This is a genomic window from Paenibacillus sp. LX16, assembly GCF_036252815.1.
Taxonomy (GTDB): domain Bacteria; phylum Bacillota; class Bacilli; order Paenibacillales; family Paenibacillaceae; genus Paenibacillus; species Paenibacillus polymyxa_B.
Window position 1 is genome coordinate 1,374,878 of sequence record NZ_CP141152.1, and the last position, 23,623, is coordinate 1,398,500.

A 23,623-nucleotide genomic window follows, 5' to 3' on the forward strand; every position below is an offset into this window, starting at 1 on the left:
CTCCTCGGTATTTAGTGGGTCAAAAATTACTCTTGTTCTTCAGTTTTACTATTAAGATACCCATTCAAAAATCTCAGTACGAATCGTTCCAAGCGATCTATTGATATAGGATCAAGTTTTCCGTATTCGATTTGCTCTATTAAAAATGTATATAATTCGTGTTTTTGTATTTCTTCAAGAGTTACATCAGCTCCGTAATTGAAAACTAAGAAAGTTCTAATTGCTTCTTCGTACTTTTTTGCCCGATCTGAAGTCATGCGCGGTTCAAAATAACTTAATGCTGACTGTTTTCCAACTGGCATTATTGAACTCGTTTTGTAATTCAAAGAGGATAATTGATATTGCATATCATTTAGTGTTTCTAGAATTAGTTTATCAGATGAAATAGATGTTTCCGATAATTCAGCTACTTTGAACTGTCCAAAATTCTTAAGAAATGTCGAGTGATCGGGATCACTTAGTGATTTCTCATAGGTAGCGACAACTTTTCTTGAAAGGGCTATTTGGAAATCATTAATTTTCGTAAATCTCAAATCTCTTGGGTAGGATAGATGTTCTATTACTTGGGTGTCAAATGAATAGCCTGTAATGTCGTCTTTTACAATAATTGTAGGTTTATCAAATGCTAGTCTCATTCCTAGTTCGAACATTACATTAGCGTTTTTACAGCTAACATCGCAGATAACAACATCTGAGTTGTAAATATTTTGGACAATCCGTTTTTGAATGACGCCTGTATCATCTGCATCACTAACTAAAGTTACTTGAACCTTATATTTTTCGATAGTTTGGACAGATTCAGTCAAAATACTTTTTACATCTGCCCAATGTTCAGCTGAGCAATCTTCTATTGGAGATATAGGCATAACTAAACCAATTTTTAGAGTCTTTTCATCATTTGGCATAATGGGCCTCCCGTTGGCAAATAGTAGGTATATTATACCAGCAAATATTTCCTGGTAGAAGAATAATATTTTGTATTCTCACCTGATAGAAAGAGGGTAATTGAACGGGTGGAAAAAGCTGATCCTTATTTTCAAGACATACCTTGGGATATCGTCACAAATGATTTAGGTAGCGTGGTTGGAGAGGTGTACATGTAATTGCCCGAGCCTGATCCAAGAAGAGTTAAACCGACTTGGAACCCAAAAGACTATTTTAAAATTTGAAAGGTGTTGGCCGAACAATGACTGAAGACAATCAACTGGAAATATCGTTCGGCCGCAGCCGGACGGATACAAATTGGAAACCGGATTATCTGGAGTGGTCAGAGTTTGTAGATCGGCTGCGGAAGGTACGCAGAACTACGGAGACAATGGCCGAATATGACCGGATGAACAATGCCGACAAAGGCAAGATCAAGGACGGCCCCGCCTTTGTCGGCGGATTGATCCGGGGTGGTCGCCGGAAGAAAGAGAATGTGGAAAGTCGTTGGCTGATTACGCTTGATGCGGACGATGCCGGGGAGGATTTTTCCTTTATGGTGGACCTAATTTTAGGTGGTTCCGCCTATCTGATCTACTCCACACACAGTCACCGGGACAATCGCCCTAAATACCGTTTGGTTGTGCCGACTGATCGGGAAATGCTGCCGGACGAGTATGCGGCAGTCAGCCGTCGCCTAGCATCGGAAATCGGCATGGAGCTGTTCGACAAAACGACTTTCGACGTTCATCGGCTCATGTACATGCCGAGTTGTTCCAAGGATGCTACGCCTATATTTGAGGTGTCCGAAGGCGGATCTATTTCCGTGGATGAAGTGCTGGAGCGGTATACAGACTGGCGGGATCCGATGGAGTGGCCCCGGCATCCTGGCGAAGAACGGGAATTAGCCCTAAAGGTCGGGAAGCTGGGTGACCCCACAGAGAAGCCCGGCGTAATCGGTGCGTTCTGTAATGTATACAGCATGACAGAGGGCATTGAAAAGTTCTTGGCTGGTGTTTATGAACCGACTGCGGCCGATGATCGGTGGACTTATACCGGAGGCAGCTCAGTCGGCGGCATGCGTGTTTACGACGATTGGTGGGCTTATTCGGAACATCAAAGCGATCCGGCTAATGACGGTCATTGCCATAATATTTTCGATCTTATTCGTATTCATAAATTTGGTGATCTGGACGAGGGCGTAAAGGACAAAACGAATGCCACAAAATACCCCTCATATCAGGCTATGTTGGAATTTGCTGCTTCGGATTCAGAGGTCAAACGGGCGGTATTCAATGAAGAGTTTGGCGATATGGAGGACGAGCCTGGGGAGGCTGGTTCCTGGCGTGACAAGCTCAAGACCCATCCGAAGAATCCTAAAATTATCCTACCTATGGGCGGCAACGTTGAATTGATCCTACAAAATGGCCCTTTTAAGGACACGCTGGCGTATGACGCTTTTGGTAATACAGAGGTTATACGCCGTCCGTTGCCCTGGAGGGAGAAAGAGCGGCCCTATACCGACTATGAGCCTTGGCTGGGTGCTGATGATAAGCGTATGCAGCATTATTTCAATAAGGTATTCAATATCAAGTCAGCTACAGTCATTCAGAACGCTTTTACGGAAGTCACCCATATGAATAAGTTTCACCCTATTAAGGACTTTATTCAGTCTATTAAATGGGACGGTGTGAAGCGACTGGACACCCTTTTTATTGATTACCTGGGGTGCCCCGATGGGCTGTATGAACGTGAAGCCACACGAAAAATCATGATTGCTGCCTGTAAACGGCTGTATGAGCCGGGGTGTAAATTTGATGAAATGATGGTGCTTGTAGGTCCACAGGGCTCACATAAAAGTAGTCTGCTTGCACGATTGGGGGGCCCTTGGTTCAGTGACAGCATCAAGAATTTGGACAACAAAGAGGCTGGAGAGCAGTTGCAAAAAGCGTGGATCGTGGAGCTTGGAGAGCTGTCAGCGCTTAAAAAGTCTGAGCTGGAAGAAGTCAAAGCGTTTCTATCAAAGACGGAGGACCGTTACCGCGTTGCCTATGACCGGGTAGTGTCGGAGTTTCCACGTAAATGCGTATTCTTTGGTACAACAAACACCTTCGACTTTCTTCGGGATTCTACGGGTGGGCGGCGTTTTTGGCCGATTGTCGTAGACCCAGCAGCCCGTAAATTGAATCACTTTGAAAGCCTCACTGACGATGTGCTGCACCAGCTATGGGCAGAGGCCCTGCATGCGTACCGGAAAGGTGAATCGGTTCGTTTGTCGGCTGCTGCTGATGCTATTGCCAAGGAACGGCAGGAAAACCATATGGAGATTGATCCACGCATGGGGCTGATTCAGGAGTATCTTGACACACCTATTACGGAAGATTGGGCAGATAAGGACGAATACGACCGCCGTAATTACTATGACCAGCCGACAGGGGATGTTTCCCGTGATCGGGTCAGCGCGATCGAGATATGGACAGAGTGCCTACGAGAACGTGGGCGTATCCCGAATTGGGAATCACGGGCAATCATCGGTTTACTGACCAGGATACCAGGTTGGGAGCCTTACCCGAACAATCGAGGACAGGCCAAAGTGCCAGGATACGGATTACAGAAAGTATTCGTCCGCAGCGAGTAAGCAGACACGTAGAAAATCGGTATGTCGAGTAAGCGGAAGAATTTGGGAGAAGTAAGCAGAGTAAGCAGATGGTAAGCAGAGAAAATGATTGTCTGCTTACCTCAAAAAGCCCATTGCGGCGGGATTTTAACCAACCGGGTATGCAGAGTAAGCAGATAATACTATATAGAGAGAAATATAGTAAATAGCATATATATTTAACGCATGCGCGAGGCGTATACGTATGCTAACGCACGTTTTGCGTAGGTACGCGTGCGCGAGTATATCTGCATACCGGGGCATTCGGAGGTAGAAAACCATGTTGGAAAGTCGGATCGAGAAACGGCTACAAGAGAAAATCAAAAAACGTGGAGGTTTAGCCCTTAAATTTGTTTCCCCCGGTCGGAGAGGCGTACCGGACAGACTGGTACTGCTTCCCGGTGGACGGATGGTATTCGTGGAACTGAAACGGCCAGGCGCAAAGCCCGAACCGTTGCAAGCTTGGTGGCATGATAAATTGACAGCTTTGGGTTTTGATGTTCGAGTGTTTGACACTTTGGAAGGCGTTGACGCTTTTGTACAAGAGGTGATGCCTGATGAAGTTTAAGCCTCACAAGTATCAGGAATATGCGATACAACGGATTTGCGAAACCCCAGGTATCGCGCTCCTGCTTGAAATGGGTCTTGGGAAAACAGTGATTACCTTGACAGCCCTGGAAGCCTTGAAAAATGATTATTTTGACGCTAATAAAATATTGGTTATAGCCCCGTTGCGGGTCGCGGACGACACATGGGCGCGGGAGTCGGAAAAATGGGATCACTTAAAACATCTACGGATCAGCAAAATCCTGGGTACAGCCACTAAACGCAAAAAGGCCCTTGAAGCTGATGCTGATTTATATATCATCAACCGGGAGAATGTTCCTTGGTTGGTGGCACAGACCGGAAAGCATTGGCCGTTCGATACGGTGGTTATTGACGAGCTATCCAGTTTTAAATCCAGCAAGTCGCAGCGGTTCAGGGCGCTTCGTAAAGTACGACCGATGATGCAACGGATTATTGGCTTGACTGGTACACCAACACCAAATGGTTTAGAGGATTTGTGGTCACAGATATACTTGATTGACCAGGGTGATAGGCTTGGTAAGACGATTACGGGTTTTCGAGATCGTTACCTTTCACCAGGACAGCGTGACCGGAATAACGGAAATGTCGTTTACGACTGGAAGCCGAAGCCAGAAGCGGAGGACACCGTATATGCCAAAATTGAGGACATTGCCGTGAGTATGAAGGCCGAAGATTGGCTGGATATGCCGGAGCGGATAGACCGGGTTGTTCCTGTAAAATTGGATGATAAATCCCGTTCGCAATACGAGCAGCTAGAAGAGGATTTGTTGTTACCCTTCCTTGGTGGGGATGTTGTCGCCAATACAGCAGCGGTCTTGAGCAACAAGCTTTTACAGATGGCGAATGGGGCCGTATATGACGAAACGCGGGGTGTCCGTGAAATTCACGAAGCCAAGCTGGACGCATTGGAAGATATCATGGAGGCAGCAAATGGGCATCCGGTGCTGTTGTTCTATGCGTACAAGCATGACCTTGATCGTATCCAAGAACGATTTAAGCAGGTGCGCACACTGCGCAAAGGGTCAGAGGGTATAAAGGACATCGCAGACTGGAACGCCGGGAATATTCCACTATTGGCGGTTCATCCTGCATCCGCAGGGCATGGGCTCAACTTGCAAGACGGCGGGAACCTGATCGTATGGTTTGGGCTTAACTGGAGTCTGGAGCTATACCAACAGGCTAATGCGCGTCTGCATCGACAAGGGCAACAGCGTAGCGTGATTGTTCACCACCTAGTCACAGAAGGAACGATGGATGAAGATGTTATGGCCGCACTGGATAGCAAGGCAGTTGGACAAGATGCTTTGATGGCAGCGGTTAAAGCGAGAATTGAGAGGGTGAAAGGATCATGAAAAAAGACATGGTAAATTCGCCAGAACATTATACTGCTGGTGGAATTGAAACGATAGATTTTATTCAGGCCAAGCTTGGTACAGAAGGTTTCAGAGATTATTGCGTAGGGAATGTAATCAAGTATTGCAGCCGTTATAAGCACAAAGGTGGGAAAGAGGATTTACAAAAAGCACGGTGGTATCTGGACCGCATGATTCAGGAGGGTGAGAATAAATGAGCGCAACCTGGATTGAGGAGATGATTAGGCAATATACCACAGAGACGCATGTATTAGAACACTATAGAGATTCACTAAAGCTATCGGATTGTTTGTTGGTAGAAGAAGAGTTCAACACAGTATCAGGGATGTTAAGCGACATGAGATACGCTTTAACATGGTTACGTAGAGGGAGAAGACCAGGGAGCCGTAAAGGTGCTGAACGAACAGATGTGTACCGCCAACGGGAAATTTATATTAAACTATCTGGAACTGGTTTGAACGAGTCTGACAAGTTAAGTTTGGTAGATGCACTATTAACGCTGAGTGATCGAGAACGGACTTGCTTTTTGCTGCATATGGCTCAAGGCTTGACTTTGCAAGAAATATCGGTTAGATTGAATCTATCTAAGAGTACGGTACGTATGTATGTAGACCGAGCCAAAACCAAAATTTCTAAGGATTTTTTGTGAGCTGTGTCGCACGTACTGTCGTACACTGTGTCGCACAATAAACCTACTATAAGTCTGTCTATAAGCGAGTCCTCCGGTATGGAGGACTCTTTTTGTGTTTCGGTATATGAAAAAGCTAACTTACACTATCTTTTTGTTAGACAAATGTGGCTTGCTGTTATCAAACCGGAACTGGTTCAGTCACTTTTAAATTAAATTTTTGCACGAATTCTTCAAGAGATTTTTTTTGTGACTCATTTAATGCATCAAGGGCCGGTTTAAATTTCTCTTCAATTTCCGACCTCATTGCAACCATTTCCTTTAACCGTGTTTCTGATTGAACTAAAAATTCATTGTCAGCAGGAACATTTTTTTCTTTCATTGAGGAAATTGAAGCATTAAGTCCACTAATTGTAGCATCAATTTCTGGAAGTGCTGTGTTCATGTTCTCCAAAATATTTGATCTGTAGCAGTCAAAAAGTTTTGTGTGTTTTTCCGTAAACTGTGCAATTAATTCAGACTTGACTTCTGACATACTGGTTTCTATTTTCTCTTCAGTGTCAGTTTGTAACTTGTTGCCTTTTTCTTTTAATTCAACACTTACATTAACAAATTTAAATTCTGGATATTTCATTTTTATTTCTACGCGCTGCATATCAAAAACAGGTATACCTAAGATCATATCTTGCCTTTTCATTTCGATTTCAGGAATTCCCATAACAATTCGTTGTTCTTTCATATCGCAAACGGGAACCTCTGTAATGATATCACGCCAAACTATTCTTGGACCGTGAAATTCTGGATAACGCCCGACAACCCTTCTTTCCATTCGACACTCAGGAAGGTGAAAGATAATATCTTTGTCACGCATTGTCATTGTAGGAACATCAAATGAAATGGGGGTATCTCTCACAGTAACAGAGGGTACATCAAAACTGACTGGTTTTTCATTCCAAGTTACTTCTATTTTAAAAAAAATACCTGTCTCCATTGGATTCTCACGAGAGATTTTATCCGCCTCAGCTTCAGTTTCAGATTTTATTGGTTCTGTCTTATTATTGATCGCCTCCGATATGGTATTCGTGAAGGCTTTAATTTCTTCAGAAAATAAAGAACAATCTTGCATAGTAATCCCTCCATTTAGTTTTTTGGTACAAAAATATCATGTCCAATAAAACAATAAAATTAATTGGTATATTATCGTTTTATTGGATATGATATCCCAATTAATTTTCGTCAAAACAAACACAATCGCGGGGGTGGTGATGATGTAAATGGCAGACAAGCACGTACTGGCCGAGCAGGATTACCTGAATGGCCTAAAATATAAAGATATTGCGGAGAAGTACGACGTATCCCCGAACACAGTCAAGAGCTGGAAGAGGCGTCATGGCTGGATAAGAGAAAAGGGTGCACCCAAAACAAAAGGGGTGCACCCAAAACGTCCGGGTGCACCTCCTGGCAATCAGAATGCTAAAGGCAATAAAGGCGGTGCAGCTCCACCTGGCAATCAGAACGCTGTGACTCACGGGCTGTTTACTAAGTATCTGCCGGTCGAAACGCTAGCGATCATGGAGCAGCTGCAAGAGAGGTCACCGCTGGATATGCTTTGGGACAATATCATGATTCAGTATACGGCCATTATCCGAGCCCAGCAGATTATGTATGTCCGAGACCAGAAGGATATGACGAAAACGCTGGTCGAAGAGAAAGACGGCAATGTCTTTGGTCAGAAGTGGGAAGTGCAGCAGGCCTGGGATAAGCAAGCGACCTTCTTACAGGCCCAGAGCCGGGCTATGTCCGAACTGCGGAGCTCCATTCGGCAGTACGAGGAAATGTGCCGCCAGGGCAAAGCTGATCAGGAACAACAGCTACGGCTCCAGAAGCTGAAGGGTGAAGTGGCTCTGCTGAATAAAAAAGTGGACAGTGACGAGGATAAGCCAATCGAGATCCTGATCAAGCGTAAGGGTGACAGCTCATGATTGAGAAAGAGGTTAACCCGCACTTTGAGGACTTTCTGTTCGATTGGCGGCACAAGTATTATTTTCTGGTTGGCGGGTATGGCTCAAGTAAGAGCTATCACGTCGCCTTGAAGCTCATTCTTAAACTGCTGGAAGAGAAGCGCACGGCTCTGGTAGTCCGCGAGGTATATGACACGATTCGGGATTCTTGTTTTGCTTTGTTCGAGGATATATGTACGGAGATGGGCTTGGATGACAGAATTAAATTCATCACCTCACCCATGCAGATCCGATTCCCGAATGGCAGCAAGATCATATTCAAGGGGATGGATAAGCCGGCTAAGCTCAAGTCCATTCACAACGTCAGTATCATCTGGATTGAGGAATGCAGCGAAGTGAAGTATGAGGGCTTCAAGGAGCTGATAGGCCGTCTCCGTCACCCAACACTCAAGCTGCATATGATCTTGTCCACCAATCCGGTTAGTACGGCCAACTGGTGCTATAAGTTCTTTTTTCGGGACCGGAAGAAGAACATACTTGCCCTGGATGACGAGCAGCTATACAAGGATCGGGTTGTGGTGGTCAATGACACGATGTATCACCATTCCGTAGCAGACGATAACCTATTCCTGCCGCCGTCATACATTGAGCAGTTGGAAGAACTGAAGCAGCATGATCCTGACTTGTACCGTGTGGCGCGTAAGGGGCGCTTTGGAGTCAACGGTAAGATTGTCCTACCGCAGTTCGAAGAGTGGCCGCATGACGCTGTCATGGAAGCCTTACAGCGTATCCGTCACCCGATAGATCGGGCAGGTATGGACTTCGGATTTGAAGAGTCCTATAATGCGTTGCTTAGGGTTACCGTGGATCATGAGGTCAAGATACTCTATATCCATTGGGAGTATTACTGTAACCAAATGACAGACGACCGGACCGCTGAGGACATTGCCGAGTTCAAAGAGGCGGGTGAGCTGATACGGGCTGATAGCGCTGAGCCAAAGACTATTCAGTTCTTCAAGCAGATGGGTTTCCGTATGAGGGCCGCCAAGAAGTTTGCAGGCTCACGATTGCAATACACCAAGAAGGTGAAGCGGTTCAAGAAGATCATATGCTCCAGCAATTGCCCCAACACGGTCAATGAGCTGAAGGAGCTGACATATGCAGTAGACAAAGCCGGTGAGATTATTGAGGACCAGTTTAACATTGACCCTCATACCTTCTCGGCTATTTGGTATGCCCTGGATGATTACGAGGTCGCAGACCTGAAAGGCGCTGGGGTATCATTCCGACGATGAGAGGAGGGAGATTATGAGTACACTGCAGGAGATTCTGGACAATCTGGACGCTAATGCACCGCTGTCGCTGCCCGAAATCATCAGGGAGGAAGTCAGTGCCTGGATGGCGTCGGACGAACGTAAACGGATGCTAGAAGGGAAGCGTTACTACCGCGTTAAGAATGACATCCTTGATCGCCGCCGGCAGACGATTGGTGATGATGGTCGTCTGATGGATGTGCATAATCTGGCCGATAATCGGATTCCGCACGGGTTTGTTCGCAAACTGGTTGATCAGAAGACCGGCTATTTGTTGGCCCGGCCTTTCGTGGTCAAGACGGAGGACAAGGCCTATCAGAAGGAACTGGACGGCTATTTCGGTAAAGAGTTCAGGCGCACGTTGAAGAATGTGGGCAAGGACGCCGTTAATTGCGGAAAAGGCTGGATGCAGGTCTACTATAATGAGGCAGGAGAGCTGTCATTTATGAGGCTCCCGTCAGAGGAGTGCCTGCCGATCTGGCAAGACTCAGCTCATACGGAGCTGGCGGCGTTCATTCGTGTCTATGACGTGGAAGTCTACGTCGCCAAGACCAAACGGATTATCCGCCGAATCCAGTGGTGGGATCAAGACGGTATGAAGCTTTTTGAGGATGACGGACAGCTGAAGCTGATCGAAACGGCGTCACACTTTTCCTATATCGACGGTGAAAATGTAGAGCCGATGACCTGGGAACGCCTGCCGTTTATTTGCTTCAAGTACAATGACGAGGAGCAGCCGCTGCTGGATTTGATAAAGCAGCAGGTGGATGACTATGACAAGCAGAAGTCAGGCAATGCCAACAACTTGGAGGATCTGCCTAACAGTATCTACGTGGTTAATAATTTCAACGGTACGGGTGCCGGAGAATTCCGCAAGAATATCGCGCTGTATCGTGTGGCGTTCGTGGACAACGAAGGCGGGGTTGAGACGATCAGCTTATCCATCGATACTGAAGCCTACAAGAATCACATGGATGAGCTCCGTAAGAATATCTACGAATTCGGCCGGGGCGTCGATACGCAGCGGCAGGAGATGGGCAACGCCTCCGGTATTGCGTTGAAATTCCTGTATGCGGATCTCGACATGGATATGAACGACATGGAGTCCGAGTTCCAGGCTGCCTTGGAGCAGCTTCTCTGGTTCGTCGATACCCATATCGAAAATACAGGCGGCGATGACTATTCCGAGAAGGATGTCGAATTCATCTTCAACCGTGATATCGTCATTAACGAAACTGAGGCCGTCACCAATGCTAAAAATAGCGTAGGGGTCATCAGTAACCGGACCATCGTGGCTAACCACCCGTGGACGACAAATACGGATGATGAGCTCAAGCAGATCGAGACGGAGAAGGATGCCGCATCAGCGAATATGGCTGCATATGGAGGCATGCCGCCCAGTGCTCCTGTAGAGAGCGGTGACGATGAATGAAGTCGGAGGAATACTGGTCTAAGCGGATGGAATCGCTCAACGAGGCTGAGCTGAAGAAGGGCGAGGATTACATCAAGGCCCAGAGTGCTGAGTATGACAAGGCTATGGCCCGGATCCGCAAGGAGACAGAAACCTGGTACGCCCGCCTTGCGAAGAACAATGATATCAGCATGGCTGAAGCCCGTAAGTTTATAACAGCGAATGAGCTGAAGGAATTTCACTGGTCCGTCGAGGACTACATTAAAGCCGGTCGAGAGAATGCCGTGGATCAGCGCTGGGTGAAAGAGCTTGAGAATGCCAGCGCCAAGGTGCACATCACGCGGCTGGAGGAGCTGCAGCTGAAGATCAGGCAGGAAGTTGAACTGATGACAGCTCGCCAGGTAAAAGGTACGACTGCCGTCCTCAGTGATATATACGAGGATGGGTATTACAAAGGCATTTATGAGGTGCAGCGCGGAGCTGGCAAGGGTATTCCTTTTGCGCAGTTGGATGGGAAGCAGCTCGACAAGGTGCTAGCCAAGCCTTGGGCGCCAGATGGACGTAACTTCTCGGCCCGGATATGGGGCGATAGGGATAAGCTGCTGGCAGAGCTACAGACAACGCTGACGCAGAACCTGATTCGTGGCGAGCAGTCAGATCCAGTCATATCCGCTTTTGCAGAACGGATGGGCGTAAGTAAACGTAATGCGGAGCGGCTGATACTGACGGAGGCTGCTTATTTCAGCGGTCAATCCCGTATGGATGGCTATAAGACCCAAGGAGTCAAGAACTATAGATTCGTTGCCACACTGGACAGCAGGACGTCAGCACCCTGCCGTGAGATGGACGGGGAGGTCATACCGATCAGTGAGGCCCAGCCAGGTGCTAACTATCCTCCGCTGCATGCCTATTGTCGATCTACGACGATCCCTGTGTTTGATGACGAGGCAGAGGATTCGGAGGAGCAGCCTCATGAGCGTGCAGCACGCGGTACAGATGGCAAGACCTATAGAGTGCCTACGGACATCTCCTATAAAGAGTGGTCAGCCAAGCATGTACCGAAGGATGACGTTCCTGAGCCTCAAGCGGCAAGGGAGCTTAAATTCAGCGAAATCGAAATTCCGGAAACGCCAGGCACTCCTATACCGCCGAGACGTACCGATCAGCAACCCGTAATGGTGCCTGATCCGGTTACGCCGCCTGCAGTCAGAACGACGACTCCGTCAGAACCTGATTTTGAAGAAATCGACGTCCCTGGATCACCGCAGCAGGGAGTGCCGATTCCTCCGAAGCTTTCCGAACCAGAAGAGGCGGCTGTGTCCCGGTATATCGGCGGCGAGTCGTATGTGCTGAATGAAAAACTACGGGAAGGTAAACCACTGAGCAGTGATGAAATGCAGTGGGTTCAGCAGTTAGACAGTGCGCTGAATAAAGTTCCGCGATTCACGGGCGATCTTACACGCTCGATATACTTAGCTTCGATTGCGGATGTTGAGGAATTCATGCAGGACATCACCCCTGGAGCCGTGATACAATATCCTCAATATGTATCAACGACTGCCGGGGCCATGTATAACCCAAAAGCTCAGATTCACTATTACATTCTGAACGCCTCTATGGGTGCCGATCTAAGGTCCTACAATCCAGGGGAGCTTGAGGTACTGTACGGCAGGGATTATCCCTTCGAGGTCGTCAGTGTTGAGTTGATTAACGGGGTGTATCATATTCTGTTGAGGGAGTTGAGGAAATGAGCAAGGATAAATCCTATACTGATCCAAGATGGAACGATTTAGGGAGACCAAAGGTAATTGGGCACAGGGAAATCCCGAAGACAGAACAGAAGGAAAATCAAGCACAGTTTCAGGAGCACCTTCGAAAAATTGGTGTTCTAAAGGACAAAAATAAGGATTGAAGCACTCACGCTGCGGCGAGGGTGCTTTTTTATGTGCAGGAGGAGGAGGTCACAATGCCACAGCGATATATGAAGAAAGTTTTCGTCGACGTCATTGAATTTACGAATACAGCTGAGAATCATAAGGCGATTATTGACTTTGCTGGTCTGCCGATCAGCGTCGAGTACACCAGCGACGGCGTACAACTGCGAGTCATCCGAGGTGCTTACAGTGTTCTGGTCGCCAAACAGGGCGAGTGCATAGTCAAAGAGAGTGACGGAACACTGCGGATTTGTACCCGTGAGGTACTAGAAGCCGAATACGAATTGGCTGAAACCGAATAATTGGGCCTTAGCAGAGACTGCTAGGGCCTTCGTCGTTTCCCACGACGCGAATAACGGGACATCACCGGACGCGACCGGGATACCAAGCGAAGATGAAAATGGAGGGATCAACCATGAACAAAGATCAATTTATTGGGTTGGGTCTGACTGATGAGTTGGCGACGAAAGCGGCGGCTGCTTCTACGGAGGAGCTGAAGGGGTTCATTCCGAAAGTACGATTCGACGAAGTGAACGACGCCAAGAAGCAAGCTGAACAGGACCGAGACAAAGTATCCGGCCAACTTGAGGACCTGAAGAAATCTGCCGGCGATAATCAGGCGCTGAAGGATCAAATTACGAAGCTGCAAGGTGATAACAAGACGGCTAAGGAGCAGTATGAGGCGAAGGTAAAAGACCTGCAGCTGACAACGGCTATTAAGCTGGCACTGACTGGCCAAGCTCATGACTTGGACATCGTTACTGGGCTTCTGGACAAAACGAAGATTGAGCTGGATGACAGTGGAACCGTAAAAGGTGGGCTGGATGACCAGGTAAAAGCCCTGCGTGAGAACAGAGGCTTTTTGTTTGTTCCAGAAGACGGCAATAAGCCTAGATTCAAAGGCGCCAAACCGCCAGAAGGTGGAGACCCACACGGCGGCGGTGGAGAAGCAAGTGCTGGAGCTGGTTTTGCAAAAGCGGCAAATGAGAGTGGTAAAGCCCCCGCAGCCGCGCCTAATCCTTGGGGCTAAGAAAGGAGAATTAGTATGCCATATGTGAAAAGAGAAAGTGTATCGCAGCCGAATTTTTTGGCAAGTCAGAAATACACGGCGTTTACGTACCAGATTGAGGCTGCCGGAGTAACGGCGGACAGCAAGGGGCGCAAAATCGTGTCTGCAGGTACGGTCTACCCAGCTAATGATGAGACAGCCATCGGCCTGTTGCTCAATGATGTGGATGTATCGACGGGACCACAACCAGGCTCTGTACTTGTGGAAGCATGGGTCCTGGAGGCACGCTTGCCTGTACCACCAGCAGCGGAAGCCAAGACGGCCATGAAGGGCATTAAATTTAAAAAGGTCGTGTAATCGACCGAGAGGGAGGATATTCAAATATGTCTACAGTATTGGAATTGTTCGCACAGAAGGAGATCCTGAACTATCTTAAGAACAGGCAGTACCCGGCACTCCTGGGGGAGACGCTGTTCCCGGAGATTAAAAGGCAGTCGTTGGAATTCGACGCTATTGTCGGCGCTAACCGTATTCCCGTGATCGCCTCAATACACGGATTTGATACTGAATCAGAGATCGGGAGCCGTGAAGCAGGCAAGATGATGCTGGAGTTGGCGCTGATCAAGCGTAAGCTGAGAATGGGAGAGAAGGAAATCATCGCCCTGGAATCCCCGCGTAATGAAGCAGAAAGGCAATACCTTATGAGTCAAGTATTCAACGATATAGACATTCTGGTCGCTGGTGTTCGCGCTCGTGCCGAAGCCATGCGTATGGAAGTGTTGGCAAACGGTACTGTGACGCTGGATGAAAATAATCTTTCTGCAACAATTGATTACGGCGTTCCATCGGCTCACAAGCTGGTGCTGAGTGGTACTGATCTTTGGTCTGATCCCGCATCCGACCCTATTGAAATCCTTGCAGAGATGTCGGCAACTCTGGATGAGAAGCCGACGCGGGCCCTTACTTCCACTAAGGTACTTAGTGCGATGGTAAAACACCCGAAGGTAGTCGATGCCTTGTACGGGGTCAACGGCAGCAGCCGTATGGCCAGCCGTGCAGAACTGAACAGCTATCTGCAGCAGCTTGAACTGCCGCAGATCGCAATCTACGATGGCAAGTACAAGAAGCAGGGAGCGAACGGCACGTACACCACTAACCGATACTTCCCGGAAAATAAAATCTCATTGTTTGGTCCTGACAAGTTGGGCGATACAATCTACGGTCCGACTGCTGAAGAAGTTCGCCTGACTCGTGATCCTTCCATCCAGACACAGACGATTGGCAATGTATTGGCGATGGTCTACGAGGAAGGTAAAGACCCAGTGAGTACCTGGACGAAGGCCGTAGCAACTGCGCTGCCAAGCTTCCCGGAAGCGGACAACGTCTTCCAGGCGCAAGTATTGTAAAGGGGTGATCGACAATGTTGGTTGAGGTAAAGGAAATTCAGGTACGACATAATGGGACGCTCTACGAAAAGGGAGCGTCTTTTTCATTGCCGGCTAATCAGTATGAGCGCATTAAGGCGCACGTTATCGTGCTGGATGAAGAAGACGAGCCTGCAGCAGATCCAGATAAGGACATTGACGAAATGACGGTGCCTGAGCTACGAGCTCATGCTGAGAAGCTGAGAATTGATCTTGGTGAGGCTACGAAGAAGGATGACATCCTGGAGAAAATCAAGGCGGCTGCTGCGGCCAATTAAGGAGGGCCGTTATGAAGCTTGAAGACGAGGTTTTTGAGTTGATTCGGCGAAGGCTGAAGTTACCTCCAGATAACACTGTATTGGATAGTACGATCGAGATGTACATGGACGAGATTAAGCAGCGGATTATCAACTATACCCATCAACTAGCGATTCCGGCAGGTCTCAAATACACCTGGTCGAATATGGTCATTGATCTGCTGAAGGTCCGTGATTTTGCTTTGCCAGAAGTAGCAGCGCTGCTGGGCAAAGACGCCGTAGAGGTCAAGATCGGCGACACATCGGTAAAGCTGGGTAGCACAGGAAGCGTTGCGGTTGAAACGATTGTGACCAGTTACGCTCCTGAGTTGCGTCGTTATCGGCGAATGGGGTGGCAGGGGTGATTAATTACGACCGTTACCGTGCTGCACTGGAGCTCACCTATGAGGATTCATGCGCTGTGTATCGCTATCAGGATGCCAAGGACCCAGTCAGCAGGGAGACGAAGCAGACAGCGATCATGATTTATGAGTCACTGGCTTGCCGACTATCCCAGACAGGTCTGGCTAAAAACGGTCAGTCAGATGCGCAGAACGATACGCAGTATGACGCCAAGCTATTCCTGAACCCTGAAGTGGATATACAACAGGGGGACATGATCCTTGTGACGCGAAGGGCGCGTCTCGATGTGCCTGAACGTTTCGTGGCAGGGGAACCCTTTCCGCCGTACCTAACGCACCAGGAGGTCAACTTGACATACAAGGAGTGGGCCTAATGGCAGGATTGGGTACTTTTGATTTTAGCGAGTTTCAAAAATTCGGCGATGACCTCAAAGCTATGGAGCGTGCCTGGCCGAAATTTTTGAAAGAATGCACTGAGGAGCTGGCGAACCGGCTGCTAGCCAAAGCCGTTCTGCGGACACCCGTCCGAGATGGTGACCTGCGCCGTGGCTGGACCATTAGCCAGATTAACATGACATCGACAGGCGCTGAGATTGAGGTTTTTAATTCAGTGCTGTACGCAGCTTATGTGGAGTATGGCCACAGGCAGACTATAGGCAGATTCGTGCCAGCCATCGGGAAGAGGCTGAAGGTAGGCTGGGTTGAAGGTCAATTCATGCTGACGCTCTCTACGCCGGAACTGGAGCGTGAGCTGCCGGCGATTGTGGAGAGGCGTCTGGAGCGTTTTATCACGAGATACTTAGGGAGGTAGTGCCGTGCAAATCACTTTTAACACAGTGCGGTATGCAGTGCATGCAGCGCTGGACTCGACCTTCCCTGACATCCCGATAAGCGGCGAGGAGATCAAGCAGAATCTTGATCCACCTCGCTTTTTTGTGCGGCTTCTGGAGCCTGCACACACGCAGGAGTTGGGGCGGCGTTATCGCCGCGACCATCCCTTTGTGATCCGGTATTTTGCCCCTGAACGTGCAAATGAAGACATGTACGACATGGCAGAGCAACTGACAGGTGCGCTGGCGTGGATCGACATTAACGGACGGAGATACCCAGGGCAGAGCATGCACTATCAGATCGTCGACGAGGTGCTGAACTTCATGGTTACTTACTCGCTGCTGGTGTGTGGGCAAGAGCCGGATGATCCGAAGATGCGGAGATTGAGACAGGAGGGAAGTCTGAAATGAGTGAGGAAAGAGTTGTTAAAGGCGTCGAACCCAAGAAGGAGCCTGCATACAGCAAAACGCAGCTGCTGACAGCCAAGCGCTTCGAGCGCGTGGACAAGGATGTACTTGCAGCCATCCTGGATGATGAGGCAAAGTATTCCATCGCTGAGGTGGAAAAAAGGATAAAGATTTTTAACGCGAAGGAGGCTAAATGATGGCTGGAGGCACTTGGACAGTACAAAATAAAAAGATACCAGGCATATATATGAACTTTGTGTCAGAAGCCGCCCCGCTTGGAACCTTGGGTGATCGAGGCGTTGTCAGCCTTCCACTTTCTTTAAGCTGGGGGCCATCTAAAACACTTGTTGCTATTGATGCTGGTGCTAATGTATTTGACGTCCTTGGATACGACATTACAGATCCTAAATTGATCTTGATTAAAGAGGCATTTAAAAATGCTAGCCGTGTTCTGTTATACCGGTTGAACACAGGGACAAAGGCAACCGTAACGGCGGGTGTATTGACCGCTACAGCCCTTTATGGAGGAGTTAGAGGCAATGACATTACTGTAGTGATTGAGGCTAATGTAGATAATACATCTAAGTTTGATGTCGTTACTATTTTGAGCGGTACAGAAATGGATCGTCAAACGGTAGGCACGGCTGGCGAACTGGTAGCGAACAATTGGGTAACCTTCAGCGGGACTGCTGGTGCATTAGCCGAAACAGCAGGCGCGCCGCTTGTAGGTGGCGCGGATGGTACGGTTGCAAATGGTGACCATACCGAATATTTGACTAAAATTGAGGTTCAAAACTTCAATACGATTGGTCTTACTTCTACGGACGCAACCCTTAAATCCGTTTATGTCGCATTTGCAAAGCGCCTGAGAGACGATGAGGGCAAATACATTCAGGTAGTCTTGCCTGAATACCCTAAGGCCGACTATGAGGGCGTAATTAGCGTTAAAAATGGCGTGGCGTTAACTGATGGTACTACACTAACGGCGGCAGAAGTTTGCGCATGGGTAGCCGGGGCAACAGCGGGGGCCAACGTTAATGAATCCCTGACAAACAAGGCGTATGAGGACGCTGCTGATGTAGTAACAAAGTACACCAGAATCCAACTTGAAGCTGCGGCTGATGCTGGTGAGTTTGTCTTCACAACAAGACCAGATGGTACGGTAATCGTCTTGTACGATATTAATACCTTGACGAGCTTCACACCGAAAAAAGGTAAACTCTTCCGCAAAAATCGTGTGATACGCGTTCTGGATGCAATAGGGATTGACTATCAAACTATCTTCAGTAAGTTCTATGTTGGCAAGGTCAACAATAACGACATTGGCCGTAATCTATTTAAAAATGAATGCGTGAATTATATGGAAGATCTTCAAGATATCGAGGCTGTTCAAAATTTTGATGCTCAATCAGATATCGCAGTAATTAAAGGTGACGAATCTGATGCGGTTCTTATTAAACAAGCCATTCAACCAGTTGACAGCGCAGAGAAGTTCTATTTTGAAATTACGGTCAGCTAAAGGAGGGAAAATCTAAATGTTCATGAATGTCGAAGACGCGATTAGCGGAAAAATGGCCACTGCCCACGCAACTATTGAAGGTGAAGTGCACGAGCTTTTCTACGCCAAAACCGGGGAAGCAACAGTAGAAAAAAATAAAGTGGATGTTCCGATCCTCGGCAAAACCAACACCCCTCAACGGGGGTCTGGATGGTCAGGAAACGGAACAATGACCGTGTATTATGTAACGTCTGTTTTTCGAAAATTGATGCTGAGATACATTAAGACCGGTCAGGACTTTTGGTTTGATCTGATGATTACTAACGAACAGCCCGGATCAGCTACCGGGAAACAAACCGTGATTGTTAAGGAATGCAATTTGGATTCCCTGTTGATCGCGAAGTTTGATGCCACGACCGACGATATGCTGGATGAAGAATTGCCGTTTACTTTTGGTGATGTGGACATGCCAGATGAATTTAATACCATTACGGGCGCCTAATTGGCGCCTCACCCTAGGAGGATAAAATTATGAGTTTACAAGAGTTTCTGAATGCTAATCCGGTGGATGGGATCACCGATGATGTGCCCGTTTCGTACCGTTTTGTGGACAAGGATAAGAAGCCCCTTTTGTTCACGATCAAGGCCATGACGGATGTGGAATTTAACGATCTGCGTAAAGCCTGCACAGCGATCAAGAAGGGACGTAAGGTTGAATTCGTTCACAGCGATTCAACCTGCAGACGGTTATTCGGCACACGGTGAATCCGAATTTCCGGGACGCTGAGAGTTTGAAGAAGCTCGGTTGCGCTAGCGTAGAAGAATATGTACAGAAGGTCTTGCTGGCAGGGGAGATTGCCACCTTGTCACAGAAGATTAGCTCGCTCAGCGGATTTGATATTGAGATGGAAGATTTAGTCGATGAGGCAAAAAACTAATTAAGGAGGACTCTGACGCCAGTTATGCGTACTATGTCCTCCACCAATTAAAAAAATGGCCTAGTGAATTTATGAATCTGCCGATCCGGGAGAAGGCTTTTGTGATTGCGGCCATCAATGAAAAAGTTGAGAAGGAGAAGCGGGAACGGAACAAGCCGAAGCCAAAAGGGAAGAAAAAATAATCTCCTGAGAAATTTACCCTGTGGTAGAATGTAGGAAAAACGGATCAGGAGGGCTTCGGCAGATGGGATTGTTTCGAAGGAAAAAAGCGGATCGATTCACAGCAACGCTGTATCATGTGATTGGCTTACCTTTAGCAGAAAACACAATTTGTCAATTAAATGTGGTATCTGACAAACTGACTATTGTCAGCGGTAGCTCTGAATTCAAATTGAATTTGAATCAGCTCAGGGCAGCTGATTATAAAATGGATGTGGAAATATCACAAATTGTTGAAAGTAGCGCCTTAAAAGGGGTGGCTGGAGGTTTGCTTTTCGGTCCAGTTGGCGCGATTATTGGATCTATGCCAAGCAGCAAAGAGAAAAGAGCAGTAACGGGTTATTTAATCTTGAATTATCATAAATCCAACGGAGAATTGGCGTCATTGCTATTTTCAGATGAAGCAAAATCTCTGGAAGCAGCAAGGTTTATTGATAATTTACGCCCCCTGCTCCCAGTCCTGGAAAAACAAACATACGAATTGTAAAAAACGAAGTCGCCCGAGTGGCGGCTTCTTTTTGTGTGAAAGAGGTGAATTGATTGCCTACAGTAGCTGCAACGATACAGATGATGGACAGATTCAGTGCTCCGCTGCGGCGTGTTAATAACCAAGTTCAGACTGCAATTAGCAGCTTGGAGCGTATGCGCCGCTTAGTGGAACGCCCCGTGAGAAATCTCAACATAAAGGTTCATGTTGACGACTCCGATGCTTTACGTACCGCATCTCGAATCCGCGGTCAAATCGAATCTCATCTCAGAGGGATTACGGCGCGTGTAGAGTTGCAGGTAAATGCTCAGCTAACAGGAGCTATGGGTAGTTTGGACTCGACTATGGAGCGGCTGCGCCTTGAAGTGCAGACGCTCATAGCGACACTCCAGAGTGGAGGAGGCCCAGGTCCTGGTCCCGGGGGCGGTGGGGACGGCGGGCTCATTTTTGGAGGCTTTGGCAAGTTGATGGGTCTGGCGGCTGGACTATTCGGCGGCGCAGCTCTAGTCAACGGCACTGTAGGAGGGGCTGCACGACAGCAGCAGATGCAGGGCAGCATACAAGCTCAAACAGGTGTGGATCAGGGACAAGCCGCTGCCATGATGCAGGATGTAAACAGCATCTATGCTGCTGGCTGGGGCGAAACCCTTACTGGTATAAGTAATGACATGGCAACCGTCCGGCAGAACCTGAATGGCTTGTCTCAAGATGCGGCGACAGCTTTCACACAGTCGGCGTATGCTGTAGAGCGAGTAGCCAAAGGACAGACGGAAATCAGCGAGTTGTCCAAAGTTACGCGTACGCTCATGGCCAACTTCAACGGGCTTGGTGAAACGCAGGCGCTTGATCTGATTACGACTGGATTTCAAAAGGGCGGGAACTACGCTAATGATCTGCTGGATACAGTCAATGAATACGGTGTCCATTTTGCCGGACTTGGCATGAGCGCTGAGCAAATGTTCGCCACGCTTATTGCGGGAAGCCAACAAGGAGCATGGAATCTGGACAAGGTAGGCGACTCGGTCAAAGAGAGCTTTATTCGGATGCAAGACCTATCGGATACAAGCACAGGCGCTTTCAAAGCCCTTGGACTTGATGCTAATAAAATGGCTGCGAATATCGCTGCTGGCGGAGATAAGGCAAACCAAGCATTTCAAGCTACTCTCCTTGCCCTTGGAAATTTGGGCAGCGATTTGGACCGTAATACAATCGGCGTCGAGCTCTTCGGAACGCAGTGGGAGGACATGGGAGATCGTGTAGTTCTGGCAATGAAGGCCGGAGAGAAAGGTCTGGAAGGCTTTGAAGGGGCGACAGCTCGTGCAGCTGAAGCACTGCAAAATAATTTTGGATTCCAGTTTGAGCAATTAAAGCGGAATTTTGCATTGGCGTTAGCTGGAGCAGGTGGCGCTGCTGCTGAAGCAATCGCACCGGCTATAGCCTGGCTGAATCAAGCGTTCGAGTCTGGGAGGTTTCAGCCGTTTTTTGACTCTCTCGCCACGGGACTCGATGTCATTTCTAAAATTGCTGGTGCTGCTATGTTTCTTGCGGGAATTATTCTAGAAAACTGGCCGTTGATCGCCCCGATTGTTTTAGCAATGGTTGGTGCACTCACTTTATACCAAATTGCTCTTGCAGGCGCGGCTCTTAAAACTGGATTTCTAGCTGCGACAGAACTTGTTTCGGCAGCTGCAAAGGCAGCCTTTACAGGAGCGACATTAGCTTCAGTTAGCGCCACAGCTGCTGCCACAGCAGCACAGTGGGGCCTGAACGCAGCATTGCTGGCGAGTCCTATCACCTGGATCATACTCGCTATTGTGGCCCTGATCGCGCTGTTTTATCTTGTGATTGCAGCCATTAATAAATGGGCGGGTACATCTTTATCGGCGACGGGAATGATCGTCGGAGCGTTGGCCGTTGCTGGAGCCTTTATAGCCAATCTATTTCTTGGATTGCTGCAAATAGTGTTCGGCGTCATCGAGTTTTGGTATGGCTGGTTTCAGGCCATTGCCAACTTCCTCGGGAATGTGTTCAACGATCCAATTGGGGCGGTAATCAAATTGTTTGGCGATTTGGCGGACAATGTCCTGGGAGTATTGGAGCGTATCGCTAAAGCAATGGATACGATCTTCGGCAGCAACATGGCCGATACTGTAGCTGGATGGCGGGGAAGTCTCTCCTCCATGACTACCGTGGCAATGAAGAAATACGGAAATGGAAAGTACGAAGAAAAAGTCAAAGACCTGGACATTGACAGTATTGTCGGAGACCTGGGCAGATTTGACTACGGTAAGTCGTGGAACACCGGCTATAATTGGGGTGCTGGTTTAGGAGCAGACAGTGGTGGATCGGCTGCTAATGCCGCAGCAAAGGCTGCTGCGAAAGAGGCAGCTGCTGGAGCAGGAACTGGAGCCGGTATAGGTGCAGGTAACGGAAAATTGAATAGTATCGACAAAGTCGGAGAGGTCGGGAAGATAAAAGACACTGTAGATGTATCTTCTGAAGACTTGAAGACAATGCGCGAGTTGGCCGAAATGAAGGATATTCGGAATTTCGTTACCTTGCAGCCGTCCATCCAATTTACGGGTGCAAATAACTACAACAGCGGCTATGACGTAGACACGGTCATTAGCCGTATCGATGAATATCTTCAAACGGAACTGGCGTCTAACGCATCGGGGGTGTATGGCGTTGGCTGAGTATGGTATTTATCTAAGCTATAACAATCAGGAGGAAGGATTCCAGCTCCCCATTGTGCCAGGCAAAATTGAAATCAGTAGCGGAGGCAAAGGAAGCACCTATGACGTGTCCAAGCTGGGCGAGATCAATGTGATTAAAGACCCAGCGCTGAAGGAATACAGCTTTGAGAGCTTCTTCCCAGCCAGCCCGATGCCATTTACAAGCGGCACGGTATTTGAGCCGTCGTTTTATAAAGACTTAATCGAGAAGTGGATGGGGACCAAACGCCCTATCCGCTTTATTTTTGTTGGCTCGACCTTTGAGATCAACACACCTGCCAGTATAGAGCAATTCGACTGGTCGGAACAAAGTGGCGCAGTTGGTGACATCTTTTTCAGCCTGAAGCTGAAGGAGTACAAGTTTTACTCTGCTCAAAAGGTCGTGGTACAGCAGACGACAGCTACCCGTGCAGGAAGCAATACTGCTGTAGCCAAGAAAAAGACACGCGCCGACAGCCGGAACAAGCTGAAGACGTACACTTTGAAGCCGGGAGATACTTTAATCGGCATTGCCCGTAAGGTGCTTGGTGATGATTCCAAATGGCGTGCCATTCAAGCGGCAAACAGCCTCACGGATGCGCAGCTCAAGTCGCTGCCCGTGGGCAAAGTATTGAAAATGCCGACGTAGT

Annotated in this window: 29 protein-coding genes; 27 read left to right on the top strand and 2 right to left on the bottom strand. The window is 48.1% G+C overall.

What is annotated here, in order from left to right:
- Window positions 1-26 precede the first annotated feature (26 nt).
- Window positions 27-905, bottom strand: coding sequence for a hypothetical protein (locus T3H97_RS06235; RefSeq protein WP_328802004.1), 879 nt, complete (start codon window positions 903-905; stop codon window positions 27-29).
- Window positions 906-1,186: 281 nt separating this feature from the next.
- Between T3H97_RS06235 and T3H97_RS06240 the strand changes: the two genes are divergently transcribed.
- From T3H97_RS06240 to T3H97_RS06260, 5 genes are all read left to right on the top strand, one after another.
- Complete coding sequence (locus T3H97_RS06240) at window positions 1,187-3,562, top strand: virulence-associated E family protein (protein ID WP_328802005.1); 2,376 nt, start codon at window positions 1,187-1,189, stop codon at window positions 3,560-3,562.
- 298 nt (window positions 3,563-3,860) lie between these two features.
- On the top strand, window positions 3,861-4,148 hold the full coding sequence (locus T3H97_RS06245) for a PDDEXK family nuclease (RefSeq protein WP_328802006.1): 288 nt from the start codon (window positions 3,861-3,863) through the stop codon (window positions 4,146-4,148).
- Window positions 4,138-5,520: a DEAD/DEAH box helicase gene (locus T3H97_RS06250; protein ID WP_328802007.1), complete on the top strand. Its 1,383-nt coding sequence runs from the start codon at window positions 4,138-4,140 to the stop codon at window positions 5,518-5,520. The genes T3H97_RS06245 and T3H97_RS06250 overlap by 11 nt, the downstream gene beginning before the upstream one ends.
- Window positions 5,517-5,738 (top strand): DUF3310 domain-containing protein, encoded by a 222-nt coding sequence (locus T3H97_RS06255; RefSeq protein ID WP_328802008.1) that lies wholly within the window; start codon window positions 5,517-5,519, stop codon window positions 5,736-5,738. Before T3H97_RS06250 ends, T3H97_RS06255 begins: the two co-directional genes overlap by 4 nt.
- Window positions 5,735-6,190, top strand: coding sequence for a sigma-70 family RNA polymerase sigma factor (locus T3H97_RS06260; RefSeq protein ID WP_328802009.1), 456 nt, complete (start codon window positions 5,735-5,737; stop codon window positions 6,188-6,190). Before T3H97_RS06255 ends, T3H97_RS06260 begins: the two co-directional genes overlap by 4 nt.
- Window positions 6,191-6,350: 160 nt before the next feature.
- On the opposite strand, the gene T3H97_RS06265 is transcribed toward T3H97_RS06260, so the two are convergent.
- Entirely contained in the window at window positions 6,351-7,295 is a 945-nt protein-coding gene (locus tag T3H97_RS06265) for a hypothetical protein (protein ID WP_328802010.1), read from the bottom strand.
- 148 nt (window positions 7,296-7,443) lie between these two features.
- On the opposite strand from T3H97_RS06265, the gene terS reads away from it, so the two are divergent.
- The 22 genes from terS to T3H97_RS06375 all read left to right on the top strand — a co-directional run bounded on the left by terS (window position 7,444) and on the right by T3H97_RS06375 (window position 23,622).
- Window positions 7,444-8,151, top strand: coding sequence for a phage terminase small subunit (gene terS / locus T3H97_RS06270; RefSeq protein ID WP_328802011.1), 708 nt, complete (start codon window positions 7,444-7,446; stop codon window positions 8,149-8,151).
- On the top strand, window positions 8,148-9,425 hold the full coding sequence (locus T3H97_RS06275; RefSeq protein ID WP_328802012.1) for a PBSX family phage terminase large subunit: 1,278 nt from the start codon (window positions 8,148-8,150) through the stop codon (window positions 9,423-9,425). Before terS ends, T3H97_RS06275 begins: the two co-directional genes overlap by 4 nt.
- Before the next feature lie 13 nt (window positions 9,426-9,438).
- Entirely contained in the window at window positions 9,439-10,875 is a 1,437-nt protein-coding gene (locus T3H97_RS06280; RefSeq protein WP_328802013.1) for a phage portal protein, read from the top strand.
- A complete protein-coding gene (locus T3H97_RS06285; RefSeq protein WP_328802014.1) occupies window positions 10,872-12,605 on the top strand; it encodes a minor capsid protein in 1,734 nt (577 codons plus the stop codon). The genes T3H97_RS06280 and T3H97_RS06285 overlap by 4 nt, the downstream gene beginning before the upstream one ends.
- Window positions 12,602-12,766 carry a hypothetical protein gene (locus T3H97_RS06290; RefSeq protein WP_326107534.1) on the top strand — a complete coding sequence of 55 codons (165 nt, stop codon included), beginning with the start codon at window positions 12,602-12,604 and terminating at the stop codon, window positions 12,764-12,766. The genes T3H97_RS06285 and T3H97_RS06290 overlap by 4 nt, the downstream gene beginning before the upstream one ends.
- Window positions 12,767-12,820: 54 nt before the next feature.
- Window positions 12,821-13,090, top strand: a complete 270-nt coding sequence (locus tag T3H97_RS06295) for a hypothetical protein (protein ID WP_328802015.1) — start codon at window positions 12,821-12,823, stop codon at window positions 13,088-13,090.
- 113 nt (window positions 13,091-13,203) lie between these two features.
- Window positions 13,204-13,818 (top strand): phage scaffolding protein, encoded by a 615-nt coding sequence (locus tag T3H97_RS06300; protein WP_328802016.1) that lies wholly within the window; start codon window positions 13,204-13,206, stop codon window positions 13,816-13,818.
- 15 nt (window positions 13,819-13,833) lie between these two features.
- A complete protein-coding gene (locus T3H97_RS06305; protein WP_328802017.1) occupies window positions 13,834-14,154 on the top strand; it encodes a hypothetical protein in 321 nt (106 codons plus the stop codon).
- A gap of 26 nt (window positions 14,155-14,180) precedes the next feature.
- Window positions 14,181-15,203 carry a major capsid protein gene (locus tag T3H97_RS06310; protein WP_328802018.1) on the top strand — a complete coding sequence of 341 codons (1,023 nt, stop codon included), beginning with the start codon at window positions 14,181-14,183 and terminating at the stop codon, window positions 15,201-15,203.
- A gap of 14 nt (window positions 15,204-15,217) precedes the next feature.
- The gene (locus tag T3H97_RS06315) at window positions 15,218-15,499 is read left to right on the top strand and encodes a hypothetical protein (RefSeq protein WP_328802019.1); all 282 of its coding nucleotides are present in this window, start codon (window positions 15,218-15,220) and stop codon (window positions 15,497-15,499) included.
- Between the two features lie 11 nt (window positions 15,500-15,510).
- Window positions 15,511-15,882, top strand: a complete 372-nt coding sequence (locus T3H97_RS06320) for a hypothetical protein (protein WP_328802020.1) — start codon at window positions 15,511-15,513, stop codon at window positions 15,880-15,882.
- On the top strand, window positions 15,879-16,253 hold the full coding sequence (locus T3H97_RS06325; RefSeq protein WP_328802021.1) for an ABC transporter ATP-binding protein: 375 nt from the start codon (window positions 15,879-15,881) through the stop codon (window positions 16,251-16,253). The genes T3H97_RS06320 and T3H97_RS06325 overlap by 4 nt, the downstream gene beginning before the upstream one ends.
- Complete coding sequence (locus tag T3H97_RS06330) at window positions 16,253-16,690, top strand: HK97 gp10 family phage protein (RefSeq protein WP_328802022.1); 438 nt, start codon at window positions 16,253-16,255, stop codon at window positions 16,688-16,690. The genes T3H97_RS06325 and T3H97_RS06330 overlap by 1 nt, the downstream gene beginning before the upstream one ends.
- Before the next feature lie 4 nt (window positions 16,691-16,694).
- Window positions 16,695-17,120, top strand: a complete 426-nt coding sequence (locus T3H97_RS06335; RefSeq protein ID WP_328802023.1) for a phage tail terminator family protein — start codon at window positions 16,695-16,697, stop codon at window positions 17,118-17,120.
- On the top strand, window positions 17,117-17,314 hold the full coding sequence (locus T3H97_RS06340; RefSeq protein WP_328802024.1) for a hypothetical protein: 198 nt from the start codon (window positions 17,117-17,119) through the stop codon (window positions 17,312-17,314). The genes T3H97_RS06335 and T3H97_RS06340 overlap by 4 nt, the downstream gene beginning before the upstream one ends.
- Window positions 17,311-18,636, top strand: coding sequence for a phage tail sheath family protein (locus T3H97_RS06345; protein WP_328802025.1), 1,326 nt, complete (start codon window positions 17,311-17,313; stop codon window positions 18,634-18,636). The genes T3H97_RS06340 and T3H97_RS06345 overlap by 4 nt, the downstream gene beginning before the upstream one ends.
- Window positions 18,637-18,652: 16 nt before the next feature.
- Window positions 18,653-19,117, top strand: a complete 465-nt coding sequence (locus tag T3H97_RS06350; protein WP_328802026.1) for a phage tail tube protein — start codon at window positions 18,653-18,655, stop codon at window positions 19,115-19,117.
- 29 nt (window positions 19,118-19,146) lie between these two features.
- Window positions 19,147-19,380: a phage tail assembly chaperone gene (locus T3H97_RS06355; RefSeq protein WP_328802027.1), complete on the top strand. Its 234-nt coding sequence runs from the start codon at window positions 19,147-19,149 to the stop codon at window positions 19,378-19,380.
- Window positions 19,377-19,553, top strand: a complete 177-nt coding sequence (locus T3H97_RS06360; protein ID WP_328802028.1) for a phage tail assembly chaperone — start codon at window positions 19,377-19,379, stop codon at window positions 19,551-19,553. Before T3H97_RS06355 ends, T3H97_RS06360 begins: the two co-directional genes overlap by 4 nt.
- A gap of 244 nt (window positions 19,554-19,797) precedes the next feature.
- Window positions 19,798-20,259: a hypothetical protein gene (locus tag T3H97_RS06365; RefSeq protein ID WP_328802029.1), complete on the top strand. Its 462-nt coding sequence runs from the start codon at window positions 19,798-19,800 to the stop codon at window positions 20,257-20,259.
- Window positions 20,260-20,312: 53 nt separating this feature from the next.
- Window positions 20,313-22,955, top strand: coding sequence for a phage tail tape measure protein (locus tag T3H97_RS06370; RefSeq protein ID WP_328802030.1), 2,643 nt, complete (start codon window positions 20,313-20,315; stop codon window positions 22,953-22,955).
- Window positions 22,948-23,622 (top strand): LysM peptidoglycan-binding domain-containing protein, encoded by a 675-nt coding sequence (locus T3H97_RS06375; protein ID WP_328802031.1) that lies wholly within the window; start codon window positions 22,948-22,950, stop codon window positions 23,620-23,622. Before T3H97_RS06370 ends, T3H97_RS06375 begins: the two co-directional genes overlap by 8 nt.
- The last annotated feature ends 1 nt before the right edge of the window (window position 23,623 follow it).

Excerpts from the sequence above, each read along its gene's own strand:
- T3H97_RS06315 (WP_328802019.1), top strand. The coding sequence starts at position 15,218 with ATGTTGGTTGAGGTAAAGGAAATTCAGGTACGACATAATGGGACGCTC.
- T3H97_RS06330 (WP_328802022.1), top strand. The coding sequence starts at position 16,253 with ATGGCAGGATTGGGTACTTTTGATTTTAGCGAGTTTCAAAAATTCGGC.
- T3H97_RS06285 (WP_328802014.1), top strand. The coding sequence starts at position 10,872 with ATGAAGTCGGAGGAATACTGGTCTAAGCGGATGGAATCGCTCAACGAG.
- T3H97_RS06235 (WP_328802004.1), bottom strand. The coding sequence starts at position 905 with ATGCCAAATGATGAAAAGACTCTAAAAATTGGTTTAGTTATGCCTATA.
- T3H97_RS06355 (WP_328802027.1), top strand. The coding sequence starts at position 19,147 with ATGAGTTTACAAGAGTTTCTGAATGCTAATCCGGTGGATGGGATCACC.
- T3H97_RS06280 (WP_328802013.1), top strand. The coding sequence starts at position 9,439 with ATGAGTACACTGCAGGAGATTCTGGACAATCTGGACGCTAATGCACCG.
- T3H97_RS06265 (WP_328802010.1), bottom strand. The coding sequence starts at position 7,295 with ATGCAAGATTGTTCTTTATTTTCTGAAGAAATTAAAGCCTTCACGAAT.
- T3H97_RS06340 (WP_328802024.1), top strand. The coding sequence starts at position 17,117 with ATGAGTGAGGAAAGAGTTGTTAAAGGCGTCGAACCCAAGAAGGAGCCT.
- T3H97_RS06290 (WP_326107534.1), top strand. The coding sequence starts at position 12,602 with ATGAGCAAGGATAAATCCTATACTGATCCAAGATGGAACGATTTAGGG.
- terS (WP_328802011.1), top strand. The coding sequence starts at position 7,444 with ATGGCAGACAAGCACGTACTGGCCGAGCAGGATTACCTGAATGGCCTA.
- T3H97_RS06320 (WP_328802020.1), top strand. The coding sequence starts at position 15,511 with ATGAAGCTTGAAGACGAGGTTTTTGAGTTGATTCGGCGAAGGCTGAAG.
- T3H97_RS06245 (WP_328802006.1), top strand. The coding sequence starts at position 3,861 with ATGTTGGAAAGTCGGATCGAGAAACGGCTACAAGAGAAAATCAAAAAA.
- T3H97_RS06305 (WP_328802017.1), top strand. The coding sequence starts at position 13,834 with ATGCCATATGTGAAAAGAGAAAGTGTATCGCAGCCGAATTTTTTGGCA.
- T3H97_RS06255 (WP_328802008.1), top strand. The coding sequence starts at position 5,517 with ATGAAAAAAGACATGGTAAATTCGCCAGAACATTATACTGCTGGTGGA.
- T3H97_RS06365 (WP_328802029.1), top strand. The coding sequence starts at position 19,798 with ATGGGATTGTTTCGAAGGAAAAAAGCGGATCGATTCACAGCAACGCTG.
- T3H97_RS06260 (WP_328802009.1), top strand. The coding sequence starts at position 5,735 with ATGAGCGCAACCTGGATTGAGGAGATGATTAGGCAATATACCACAGAG.
- T3H97_RS06350 (WP_328802026.1), top strand. The coding sequence starts at position 18,653 with ATGTTCATGAATGTCGAAGACGCGATTAGCGGAAAAATGGCCACTGCC.
- T3H97_RS06300 (WP_328802016.1), top strand. The coding sequence starts at position 13,204 with ATGAACAAAGATCAATTTATTGGGTTGGGTCTGACTGATGAGTTGGCG.
- T3H97_RS06240 (WP_328802005.1), top strand. The coding sequence starts at position 1,187 with ATGACTGAAGACAATCAACTGGAAATATCGTTCGGCCGCAGCCGGACG.
- T3H97_RS06250 (WP_328802007.1), top strand. The coding sequence starts at position 4,138 with ATGAAGTTTAAGCCTCACAAGTATCAGGAATATGCGATACAACGGATT.
- T3H97_RS06310 (WP_328802018.1), top strand. The coding sequence starts at position 14,181 with ATGTCTACAGTATTGGAATTGTTCGCACAGAAGGAGATCCTGAACTAT.
- T3H97_RS06275 (WP_328802012.1), top strand. The coding sequence starts at position 8,148 with ATGATTGAGAAAGAGGTTAACCCGCACTTTGAGGACTTTCTGTTCGAT.
- T3H97_RS06345 (WP_328802025.1), top strand. The coding sequence starts at position 17,311 with ATGATGGCTGGAGGCACTTGGACAGTACAAAATAAAAAGATACCAGGC.
- T3H97_RS06295 (WP_328802015.1), top strand. The coding sequence starts at position 12,821 with ATGCCACAGCGATATATGAAGAAAGTTTTCGTCGACGTCATTGAATTT.